Consider the following 11,211-nt stretch of genomic DNA (forward strand, 5'->3'; position numbering starts at 1 on the left):
GCCGAATCGCGGGTGCGGCGGCCGTTTGAGTCCGCGGGGTCTAAGACGCCCCGTTGCACGCCGTCAACCCGCGTCGTCCCGGCCGCCGGTTTTCTCTCCCGCTAACTTTCGCAGAAACGGCCGTGTGAGCCGCCAGGCGTCGTCCGGTTCGACCGTGTCCCAATCGCCGAACTGGCGCAGCGCGTCCATGTGATACCAGTGCGGCACGCGCAACTGAGCGACGGTAAAGGCGGACAGCGGCGGTTCCCCGGAGCGGCGCAGGGCCCGCCACGCGGCGGTCGCGGTTCGGCCGACCGCCGTGGCGACCGGTCCGGGCAACTCGCGTCGCTGCGGCGGAGTCAGCCCGGCCTCCTCCGCGACGCGGGCCACGAAATCGTGGAGCCGCACCGGCGGGAGATCGTTCAGAAAGTACGCCTGCCCCGCCAATTCTGCTCGACGCGGCAACTCGCACAACACATGGACGATCGCCGCCGCCGCGTTGGCAACGAACGTCGGCGCGATCAGCGGATTGGCTCCGGAGATCGCCGGGATGCGGCCCGCTTTCGCAGCCGACACCAACGCCGGCAGCACGTGCCGATCGTTCGGCCCCCAGATCAAGTGGGGTCGAATCGCGACGGTCCGCAGGCCGCGCGTGCGGTCGCTGCGCAGTACGTCCCGTTCTGCAAGCAGCTTGGAGTGCGGATAGCTCGCCAGCCCCCGGATCGGCAGCGGGAGCCGCTCGTCAGCGCCGTCGTGCGGAGTCCCGTCGAACGCCACGCTGGGCGAAGAGACATGCACGAGAGTCGTTGTGCGTTGAGCGAGACAGCCGTCAATGACATGCCTCGTCCCCGCGACGTTCGGTCCGAGGAACTGCCGCAGCGGCGCGTCGATGCCCGGCCGCGCCCCGCTGTGCACGACGGCCTGCACGTCTCGACAGGCGGCGAGGACGGAATCGCGATCCTCCAGATCGCCGTGGGCGATTTGGGCGCCCAGCGCTTCGAGTTCCGGCAACGCGCGACGCGACAGCACACGAACCGCCGCCCCCGCGTCGAGCAGTCGCCGCACGACGGCTCCGCCCAGCAGGCCGCCGCCGCCGGTTACGAGCTTTAATCCCGGGGGCGACGGCGACTCGCTCACGCCCGCGTGATCCGTCGGCGGAGCGGGGAGGCCAGCGCCTTCGACGCCCAGACCGCGAGGGCCGCGCGATCAATCTTCGTATTGTGCCGCACGTCCGTCGGCAGCGTCCGACGGAACAGAACCGCCGCGACCGGACCGATGACGTCCGTCGTCGCGGCTCGCTCTCTCAACTCATCCCGTAGCGTCGCGGTTCGCCGCCCCGATTCGCATTCGACGATGACGACCGGCCGCTGCGCCCCGACGGGGCCGACGCCGACGATCGCCGTCCGTTTGACCGCCGCGTGTTCGTTCAGAACGGCTTCGCCCCGCACCGGATAAATCGGACCGGCCTCGCTCCGCACGACGTGTGCCTGCCGACCGCAGAACCAGAATCGCCCGCGGTCGTCGAGGTAGCCGACGTCGCCCATCCGATGCCAAACGCCGTTCGGCGCATCGTCGTCGGCGATCTTTGCTCGTCGGGTTTGCTCGGGACTGCCGACGTACTCCCGCGTGACGGCCGGGCCGGAGACGACGACCTCGCCGATCTCCCCGGCCGGCAGATCTCGCACCTGCCCGATACGGTCGATCGGGCCTTGTTCTTCCTGAATGATGCGGAGCGTCACGCCGGGGAACGGACGACCGACGCAGGTGCCGGCGCCCGCCCGGGTTTTTGCGGCGGTCTCGCCCAAAACCTCGTCCGTGCCCGTCGTGCAGACGGGCAGCGCCTCCGTCGCTCCGTATGGCGTGTGAAGCTGCGCGCCGGCAGGCAGAACCGCGCGAGCCCACTCATGGGTTTGGGGAGACACGGGGGCGCCCGCGCTGAGCAACGCCGAGACGGACGGCAGCGTCTCGCCCCGGTCGACGGCGTACTTCAGCACGCGATTCCACAACGCCGGCGAGCCGAACGCGCGGGTGGCGCCGTGCTCGCGGATCGGCCCCAGGATCTCTTCCGGCCGCACCTGCGCGGGCTTCGAGGGATGCATCCGCGGGACGATCATCGTCGCCGACAAACCGACATCGAACAGGGCGAACAGCGGGAAGGCGGGCACGTCGACCTCGCCCGGCGGCAGGTCGTAACCGGCCCGCAACTGTTCGATCTGAGCCAGAAACATGCGGTGCTCGTAGGCCACGCCCTTCGCCGGACCGGTGCTGCCCGAGGTGAAGATGACCGCCGCCGCGTCGGTTGGTTCGACCGTGGGCGGGACAAAGCCCTTCGCTCCGAACGAAAGAAATCGTTCCCAGCCCACCGCTCCGGGGACGGCGGCGCCGGCCGAGGCCCAGACCTGCACCCCGCCCAGGCGCCCGATCGCCCGCGCCGCGACGACTGCGATCGGCTCCCCCACGAACCCGATCGGCGAGACTTCTCGCAGGCAGCGAAGCACTCCCCGCACCCCCAGCCCCGGATCGATCAGCACCGCAGCGGCCCCCGCCCGCAGCGTTCCGAACACGGCCGTCGCGAAGCGTCCGCCGGGCCGCACCATCAACGCAACCCGATCGCCAGGCCGCACGCCCCTCGACGCCAACGCCGCGGCGAACCGGTCCGCGGCGGCGTCCAGCTGTGCGAATGTCAGGCAGTCGTAGTCCCGCGCGGGGTCGCCGGCCCGGCCGCGCGGAGTGAGAACCGCGTTCGACTCCGGGCGGTCGGCCGCGGCGCGCCGCAGCAAGTCGGCGACCGAAGCGACGCCCCCGGCGCCGACGTTTTGTTCCGCAGCGGACGGACCGACGGCCGACGAACCAGCGGCCGGCGGGGCGACACTCATCCGGCGAGTTTCTCGCGTTCGGAGATCTCCGCGATCAGGCGGCCCATTAGGATCAGCAGGCACCGCGGGGCGATCGCCCGACCGCGGACATACCCGGCCTCATCCTTCCGCAGCGTCGCGGTGATCCGCCCGTTGCACGCGGCAAGCACCTCCCGAGCGATCGCGCGGTACTCCGGGTACTCCCCGCCCTCCACCTTCTCCAAAAGCTTGGCGGCGCCGGCGGGGGCCGCGGTCATCCGCAGGAACTCGTCGCTCGCCTCGCCGCCCGCGGCGGCGGCGGTCACCTGCGATTCCAGTTCCTCGCGGGCGCCCGGTCCGGCGGCGTACCAGAGGGCGTTCGAGGCCGTGCCGATCCAGATCTCCCTCGTGCCGATCAGATCCTCGACGTACCCGGCGAACGTGTCGTCCAGCGTCAAGCGATGGAGACTCACGCCTGCCACCTCCGCGACGCCGTATTCCGCCGACCGGCCTTCGCGGGAGGCGACGAACGCTTCCAGCGCCGGCTTCACGTCGGATCCCTCGGGGAGGCCGACCGCGCCGACGACCCGACGCTTCCCGTCCACCGTGACCGTCTCGACGATCGCTTCGACGAGGCCTTCGGAGGTGACCCCGTTCGCCAGATCAAACATCCGTTGGAAGGCTTCCAATCGGGCCGTCTCCTGAGCCTCCGGCAGGTTCGCGGCTTTCGTGCGGGCGTTCAGCAACGCCTGCATCTTCTCGAACAGGCTTTTCATGCGAGCCTGTTCGCTGGTCGTCACAGGGAACCGAGTTTGGCCGCAGAAATTCGCCTCTTCATTGAAGGGAACCCCGGCGAATCGCGCGGGCCGCTCGCCGATCTGAGCCAAGGCCTCCGCTGATTCCGTCCCGGGGAGCGGCTGAAACACGATCGTGGACACCGCGCCGATCCCGCCGTCCGGCACGCTGCCGCCGGCAAAGATCACGGACGCCTCCGCGTAGAACCGGCCGATCGCCGAAATCTGCATGCCGGCGCCGGTCTTCCGCAGATCAAACTCTTCGGGCGTCTCGTCGGCTTTGATTTGCAGCGTCGAAAGCAGTTCCTTCTCCGCTTCCTCGACCCGCTCCCAGCGTCGCGCCACGGCGTCTTCGCCGCCGACCTTGTTCCGCAAAAGGAACGCGGCGTCCTGATCGGCATTCAACAGGGCGCCGATCTTCAACGTCGTGCCCGACTGGGGCAGATCCTCCGGCTGCTCGACGATGACCGCGTACTCCGGTCCGCTCTCGGAGGGGTAGTATTCCATGTAGCCGTCGAAGGCGGCGTTGCGGACGAAGCCGAGCTTGTAGCGGTCCTTCTGCCCCGCGATCTCCCGCGACGGAATCCCGCTGGCGTAATTCAGGTTGTCCTGCTGCCACTTTCGGCGGTCCGAAACCGGCACGAAAATGCGATACCGCGTCGGGCTGGTCTTCGTCAGCGGTTCGACGCGAACCGGCGCCTCCGGATCGACGCCGACCAGGAAGCCCTCCAGCAGGTCGAGCAGCCCCTGCTTCTGCGACGCGCCGGCCTCGCCGGCGAGATCGATCGCCTGGGTGAAGTCTCCGAGGACCCGGGCGCCGCCGGCCGATTCGAACAGCACCTGTGGCGGTTCGACCTTCCCGTCCTGTGCCGACGCGGAGGCCGAGCACAGCAGGAGGGCGAGGAGACCCGGAACGAGCCGGGACGGGCGGGGAGAGCGGGACATGCGCGACCGGTGCGGGGGGACGAATCAGCGATCGTACCGGCGTCCGTTCCGATCGTTCCACCCCGAATCAGGCGGTTCTCCTGATGGTGGAACCCCGGTTCCTCGCCGCGGGCCGGACTTCAGTTTGAGCGGCCCCGCGCCGCGGCGTAAACTACTCGTCGGGTTCCCACTCCTCTGTCCCGATCGGCCCGCCGATGGGATTTCGCGACGGCCTTCTCCGCTGGACGATCCCCGCCGGTCGGTGGGGCGGGACGACGGTCCGGGTGTCGGTTCTGGTACCGCTGGCGGGAATCGCCGCGGCGATTCGCACGAGCGATTTGGCGGTCGGGTCGGCCGTGGCCGTCGGTCTTTTGCTCGCCGCGGCTTGTACGGAGGCCGTCCGCTGCGTCGTCTCGGCCCGCCTCGGGGCGCCGGTGCGAGACCTGTTGCTTTGGCCGTTGGGCGGATTGGAATCGCCGGAGGCCACGCCGACGCGGCCGCCTTGGGTTCATCTCTGCGTGCCGGCGTCGGGTCTCGTCGTGTGCGGGGCGCTCTGGGGCGTCGTGCGCTCCCTCGGCGCCCCGGTCGCGTTGGAGCCGGAACCGACGATCGCGGCGGCGTTCCTGCTGTCCGCGGCGGTCGTGACCGGCGCGAACCTGCTGCCCGCCTGGCCGCTGGCATCCGGGCGAGCGGTGCGAGATTTTTGGGCCGATCGCTCCGGACCTCACGCGGCGGATCTGGCAGCGGCGGGGCTGACCCACCTGATCGGCGTGCTGTGGCTCTTCCTGGCGGTGGCGATCGGGTCCGCCTGGGTCGCCGCCGCCGCCGCCGCCGTCATGCTCGCCGCCCGGGAACGTCGCCAGCGGCCCAGGCCGGCTCCCCGTCCCCGCGAGAACGATACGTTCCTCGGCTACGATTTCTCCGCGGGATACACGAGCCTCGAACGCGACGAAACGGACGAGTCGTCCGCCGCGAGCGGCCAGGACGAATTTGAGACGGCTGCTTACGAGCAGGCGGCGGCAGCGCCGGGATCGTTGGCCGATTGGCGCCGCCAGCGGGAAGAGGCCCGCCGCGAGCGGGAACGCGACGAGCAGCGCCGCGAAGCGCTGGAGGTCGATCGTCTGCTCCGCAAAATCTCGGCCGAGGGCGAGCGGGCGCTCACCGCAGCGGAGCGACGGACTCTCACGAGAGCCGCGGCCCGGCTCAGACAAGGGCCGGCGGGGTCCTGATCGGTCGCCACAGCCATGGCGGCCCCGCGGGCGTTGATCGCCAATACGGCCCCACAGGCGTTGCTACCGGAAGAATCAACGAGAGCAGCGGTTCAAATACTGGTTTCGGGACCGAACGGTCCGGTCGGCTCCTTGATTCCTCCGGCAGGCTCATGGGTTCGTTTCTCACGCCGGTTCTCGGTGAAATTCAAATGCCGGTTCTTGATCCCGCTCCCCCCCCCATTCGCCAGCGGAGGAATATCCCTCCGGATGTCGCTTCCGCCCTGTCCGCCCATGCGACGCGGACGGGCCTGAACCTCGTCCCGCACCTGACGGAGGCCGGCGTCCCCCGAGCGCTGTCCGTTCAAGAGGTCGCCCCCGGAGTGTTGGGCGTCAACTTTCCGTTGCCGGAAACGGGGCCGGAAGCGGCGGCCGCCGGACTCCTGCCGATCGACGCGAGTTCCTCCATCGCCCCGGCCGCGGCCGTTTCTCGATTCCTGTCTCTCAGCGGGGCGCTTGCGGCGGAGCAATCTCGGTCGGAAGGGCGCGAGGCGGCGCTTCAGGAGGTCACGGAGCAACTGAGCCAGTGCTATGAAGAAATCGCCCTGTATCACCGGCTGACCGGGCTGATGCAGGTCACCCAGGATCCCGCGGCGTTTGCTCACGAATGCGTCTCGCAGACCCGGTGCTCCACCGACGTCGACGCGGCCGCCGTGCTGCTGAGCGGCCTGGGCGGTGACGCACTTCAGTCGGATGGGAAGCCTCTCTTCGACCAGCTCCGCATCGAGCAGCTCGTGAACGCGGCTGCGGATCACGACTGGTCGAAGCCGTTGCTGCTGAATGGCTCCTCCCTGCCGTTACGGGGCGCCACGTCCATCGCCCTCGCCCCGGTGCGACAGGGGCAGATGCACTTCGGCTGGATCATCTGCGGCAACGCAGAGGGCGGCGCCGAACTCGGTTCGGTGGAAGGCAGCTTGCTTCAGGTCGTGGCGGCGATGCTGGCGACGCACCTCGGGAACCAAGCGCTCTTTCGCGAGAAAGAGCAGATGATGCTGGAGTTCGTACTCGGCCTGGTCCAAACCCTCGACGCCCGCGACCCCTACACCCGCGGCCACAGCGAGCGGGTCGCCGTCGTCGCGCACCGTCTCGGCCGTCAGCTGGATCTCCGCCCGGCCGACTTGGATAATATCTACCTCTCAGGATTGCTGCACGATATCGGCAAGGTCGGCATCGACGACGGCATCCTCCGGAAGCCCGGCAAGCTGACCGAGGAGGAGTTCGCGCAGATCCGCCAGCACCCCGTGATCGGCTACGAGATCCTCGCGGGCATCAGCGGTTTGAACGAGATCCTCCCCGGCGTCCGCCACCACCACGAGAACTTCGACGGGTCCGGCTACCCGGACAACCTGGCTGGTTCGGGCATCCCGGAGATGGCCCGAATTATGGCGGTCGCCGACGCTTACGACGCCATGGGCAGCAATCGGCCATATCGTGACGGCATGCCGCTGGAGCGAATCGAATCAATCTTCAAAGACGGCCGCGGAGAACAGTGGGATCCGGAGGTCATCGACGCGTACTTCCAATGCGCCGAAGAGCTGCGCACCCTGTGGAGCAGCCCGAACGATTCTGCGGCTCGCTTAGCGGCTCGCGCGAAAAGGCGTCTCTCAGTCGGATTTACGATCCGCTAGCGAGACCCTTTACTCAGTCGTCGCGAAAGACGGGGACGGCAGTCGATCGCCTCGCCGGAGCGCCACACCGGCGACCGTCCCGCCAAAGCCGAGCGACACCTTCGCCGCGGTCTGCAGCGATGCCCGCCGGACATCCGGGGAGAGGTTTAATCCGCAGGCCGGATCCTGCTGTCGCAGATTGACCGTCGGCGGGACGATCCCGTCCCGCAGGGCGAGCAGCGTGAAGGCCAGTTCCATCGCTCCGGCCGCCCCCAACTGATGCCCGGTCGCCCCCTTGCTGGCGAAGGCGGCGATCGCGGCGCCATTCTGGAACGCCGTTCGCACGCCGGCCGCTTCGGCGGGGTCGTTCGCCCGGGTGGCGGTCCCGTGCAGTCCCAGCAGATCCGGCGGAACGCCCGCGGTGCATTCCCTCAGCACCCGACGCACCGGGTCGCCCGTGGAGTCGACGTCCGTCAGTTTGACCGCCGCGGAAGCGATCGCCGACCCGGTCATCGTGGCGTAGGAGGTTCCAGGTGAAACGAGGTCGGCCCGTTCCAATACGAACGCGGCGGCGCCCTCTCCAATCGCGAAGCCGTTCCGGCCCACGTCGAACGGCCGCACGCAGGTCGCAGGATCGCCGCCCGGCTTCGCCAGCACGCCAAGCCGGGCGAAGCTGGCCAGCACGAGCGGATGCAGCGAAGCGTCCGCCGCCCCGCACACGACGCGGTCGCAGAGGCCGCGTTGGATCAATTCCACGCCGCGGATCACCGCGACGACCCCCGTGGCACAGGCCGCGACCGGAGTAATCCGCGGCCCCCGAGGCTCTGCCGGCGGTTGAATCGAGAGGCCGGGGAACATCCAGTCGGTCGAGGCGTCGTCGCACCACCCGGCGGGGTCGGACTTGCTGACGCCAAGCACCCAACCGCACCGTTCGTCCTCAAACCTGCCGCGGCATCGCTCAGGATCCCAAGGCTCGGTTAGCGGTCCGAGAGAATCTCTCTGCGCACGGTCCACCGCCGAGGCCATCATCGCGGCCGAACCGGACAACTCGGGGTTCGCAAATCGCGGCGAGGCCCCCGCAGCGGGCTTGCCCAGCAGGGGCAGATCGACAGCCTGCACCTCCGAACGACCGTCCAGCAGGTTCGCCCACGGGTCCACGTCTCGACCGACGCCGAACCCCAGCCCCGTCACGACGACCGCCGGCCATCCGCCTCGAACTGACTCACCCCCGACGACTGGCACGGCCCACCGCGAACAGGGCGGCACCGATCATCACGCAGACGACCAGCCCCTCGAGGATCAGGTTCCGGCCGGCAACTTGGGCGAGCGGCGGGAGGAGAGCGAGCATCGGCGCGACGGGTTCGGGCGGGGCGCCTCTCGGGCGGAACGGCGACATCCTACAACAAGTCGTCGAACGGCACCCGCAGCCGCTCGAAATCGGCCCGCGGCAGGTGCACCGTCGCCCAGGATTCGCTGCGACTGGTCATCGCCGTGGCGTAATCCGCGGCCGTCACCGCGAAGAACGCATACCGCCGATCGCCCCAGACTAGCGGCTCGTCGTACCCCGCCGTCTCCCCCTCCGCGAGGTCATAGGCGAACGCCAACACCGATCGGCTGCCCTGGCCGAACGCGGTCTCCCATTTCAACAGGCACTCGACGTCTTCGGCCGTCGCCCAACTCTCCCATCGCCCGCCGCCGGCCGTCGGGAACCGGCGGCCTTTCACGTCCACCAGCCACGATCCGCCGCCGGGGCGGGAGACGATGAAGTCGAAGGACTTCAGCGAGGCGTCCGCGGCCAACGCCCGCCGCTGTTCGTCCACCGCGACGTACGGTACCCGTCGACCGCGGAGGTACTGCTCAAAGGCGGCGTCGTAGTGGTTCGAGCGAATCGCCACCGCAGTCTCCGGGGTCAGGGGGCCGGTTCGTCGTTCAGGTTTTCTCGGACCGCCATTCGGACAACCGTTCGGCGGCCTTGGCGCGGGCGACGGTCCATTGCTCCCGCTCGGCGAGATCCTTGAAGGTCACCGTGCTGGCGGCGGCTTCGTCGTCGCCGATGATCGCCGCCACGCCGAATCCGCGACCGGTCACCCACTTGAGATGCTTGCCCAGACCGCGTGTCTCGGGGGCGACGGTGACGAGGAATCCTGCTGTCCGCAGATCGTTCGCCAGCGCGAACACCTCCGGCAGGCGCTCTTCGCTCAGCAGCGGAACGAAGACGGCCCGTGGATCGTTCGGCCGGGCGCCGGCGTCGCCCGCCTTCTCCTCCAAGTGAGCGAGCAGTCGATCCACGCCCAGGCTCGCCCCCACGCCGGGCAGGGATTGCTTTGTGTACAGCCCGGCCAAGTCGTCGTACCGCCCGCCGCTGCACACGCTGCCCAGCTTCGGGTCGTCCGTCAGAAACGTCTCGAAAATCACCCCGGTGTAGTAGTCGAGACCCCGGGCGATCGAGAGATCTGCGACCAACCGAGACGGCTCGCACCCCCCGTCGACGGCCAACTGAACGACAGTCGCCAGCCGGTCCAGCGCGGCGAGTCCCATCTCGCTGCCGCCGAGCAATGGCCGGGCGGCGGCGAACGTCTCCGCCGCGTCGCCGGAGAGGACGGCGAACTCCAACAGCTTGGCGGCGGCCTCCTCACCAGCCTCCGGCAGGGCGATCAATTCGGCCCGCACCGCGTCCGCCCCGACCTTCGGCAGCTTGTCGAGCGTCCGCAGCACGTCCGTCGCCCGCTCCCGCAGTCCGAGCGTGTCCAGCAGGCCGTTCAGCACGCCGCGGTGGTTCAGGCGAATCGTAAACTCGCCGCAGGAGGGTTCGACCTGCCGGGAGATCCGCGAGACCAGATCGTGAATCACACAGACGGTCTCCGCGTCCGCGGCGACGCCGGTGGCGCCGATCGTGTCGAAGTCGCACTGCACGAACTCGCGGTAGCGGCCTTTCTGCGGCCGCTCGCCACGCCAGACGGGGGCGATGTGATACCGCTTAAACGGCGTGCCCAAGGCGCCGACGTGCTGGGCGGCGAAGCGGGCGAAGGGGACCGTCAGATCGAACCGCATCGCCACGTCGCGACCGCCCTGGTCGGTGAAGCGGAACGTCTGCTTGTCCGTTTCGTCGCCGCCCTTGCCGAGCAGGATCTCCGCATATTCGAGCGCCGGCGTATCGATCGGGCCGATGCCGTAGCTGCGGAACACCTCCTTCGCATGAGCCGTCACCGCTTCCCGCAGCGCGGCAGCGGGGGGCAGCAGATCGCGGAAGCCGCGGAGGGTCTGCGGTTTGATCAGGTCGCGGGACAGGGCGCTAATCGCTGGAGCAGGAACCCGGTTCGTCGTCGCCGATGGGCGACGCGCTCCCCGGGTTGAGGTTAATGGACGGAGGACAGGACCGGCAGCAGCGCCGGCGGGTTCGGGGCGCTTTTGGCGGGGCGGGCCTTCGCCCGTTCGGACGGCGGCAGAACCGCTTCGGCGTACTCAGCGAGTTGCTCCGCGCATTCAAACAGACGCTCGTGGCGTCCGTCGCCATCGTACTCGCAGGATTCGTTCGAGTAGGACCGGCAGATGTCCGGGCGCGTCTCGTAAATGCCGCAGCGGTGGTCGGGGAGGAGGTGTTCGCAGTCGCCGAAGACGGTCAGAAACCAGTCGTCGTCCTCCACGAAGATCGAGCAGTTCCCATGCACCATGTACCACCGCATGAAGTCGAACTGCCGATGGGTCGTCGGCGTTTCGATCGGCAGCGCGAAGTACCGACAGCACCGGGCGGTGCAGTGGTCGCACGCCTCGGTCCCGGGGGGGAATTGATCGCGGGGCAGGGGAG

10 protein-coding genes are annotated in these 11,211 nt (G+C 69.1%); 2 read left to right on the forward strand and 8 right to left on the reverse strand.

The features are described 5' to 3' along the window. Window positions 1-63 precede the first annotated feature (63 nt). The 3 genes from LzC2_RS10235 to LzC2_RS10245 are packed head-to-tail and all read right to left on the reverse strand — an operon-like array spanning window position 64 to window position 4,552. Window positions 64-1,116 carry an NAD-dependent epimerase/dehydratase family protein gene (locus LzC2_RS10235; RefSeq protein WP_171186519.1) on the reverse strand — a complete coding sequence of 351 codons (1,053 nt, stop codon included), beginning with the start codon at window positions 1,114-1,116 and terminating at the stop codon, window positions 64-66. Next, on the reverse strand, window positions 1,113-2,855 hold the full coding sequence (locus LzC2_RS10240) for a fatty acid CoA ligase family protein (RefSeq protein ID WP_171186521.1): 1,743 nt from the start codon (window positions 2,853-2,855) through the stop codon (window positions 1,113-1,115). The genes LzC2_RS10235 and LzC2_RS10240 overlap by 4 nt, the downstream gene beginning before the upstream one ends. Next, window positions 2,852-4,552: a hypothetical protein gene (locus LzC2_RS10245; protein WP_171186524.1), complete on the reverse strand. Its 1,701-nt coding sequence runs from the start codon at window positions 4,550-4,552 to the stop codon at window positions 2,852-2,854. Before LzC2_RS10245 ends, LzC2_RS10240 begins: the two co-directional genes overlap by 4 nt. Before the next feature lie 194 nt (window positions 4,553-4,746). Between LzC2_RS10245 and LzC2_RS10250 the strand changes: the two genes are divergently transcribed. Together LzC2_RS10250 and LzC2_RS10255 are read left to right on the forward strand one after the other, a co-directional pair. Further along, a complete protein-coding gene (locus LzC2_RS10250; RefSeq protein ID WP_171186526.1) occupies window positions 4,747-5,760 on the forward strand; it encodes a zinc metalloprotease in 1,014 nt (337 codons plus the stop codon). A 152-nt stretch (window positions 5,761-5,912) separates the two neighbouring features. Then, window positions 5,913-7,427: an HD-GYP domain-containing protein gene (locus LzC2_RS10255; RefSeq protein WP_171186528.1), complete on the forward strand. Its 1,515-nt coding sequence runs from the start codon at window positions 5,913-5,915 to the stop codon at window positions 7,425-7,427. A 9-nt stretch (window positions 7,428-7,436) separates the two neighbouring features. Here LzC2_RS10255 and LzC2_RS22830 read toward each other — a convergent pair whose 3' ends face one another. The 5 genes from LzC2_RS22830 to LzC2_RS10275 all read right to left on the reverse strand — a co-directional run. Further along, complete coding sequence (locus LzC2_RS22830) at window positions 7,437-8,648, reverse strand: beta-ketoacyl synthase N-terminal-like domain-containing protein (protein ID WP_171186530.1); 1,212 nt, start codon at window positions 8,646-8,648, stop codon at window positions 7,437-7,439. After that, window positions 8,629-8,754 carry a hypothetical protein gene (locus tag LzC2_RS22595; RefSeq protein ID WP_261345229.1) on the reverse strand — a complete coding sequence of 42 codons (126 nt, stop codon included), beginning with the start codon at window positions 8,752-8,754 and terminating at the stop codon, window positions 8,629-8,631. The genes LzC2_RS22830 and LzC2_RS22595 overlap by 20 nt, the downstream gene beginning before the upstream one ends. A gap of 49 nt (window positions 8,755-8,803) precedes the next feature. Next, window positions 8,804-9,301, reverse strand: coding sequence for an HYExAFE family protein (locus LzC2_RS10265; protein ID WP_171186532.1), 498 nt, complete (start codon window positions 9,299-9,301; stop codon window positions 8,804-8,806). Window positions 9,302-9,335: 34 nt separating this feature from the next. Then, window positions 9,336-10,682, reverse strand: a complete 1,347-nt coding sequence (gene hisS / locus LzC2_RS10270) for a histidine--tRNA ligase (RefSeq protein ID WP_171186534.1) — start codon at window positions 10,680-10,682, stop codon at window positions 9,336-9,338. Between the two features lie 80 nt (window positions 10,683-10,762). Continuing rightward, window positions 10,763-11,211: YkgJ family cysteine cluster protein (locus tag LzC2_RS10275; protein ID WP_315854618.1), on the reverse strand; the 449-nt coding region annotated here is incomplete at its 5' end.

Source organism: Alienimonas chondri, from assembly GCF_013036045.1.
GTDB classification, from domain to species: domain Bacteria; phylum Planctomycetota; class Planctomycetia; order Planctomycetales; family Planctomycetaceae; genus Alienimonas; species Alienimonas chondri.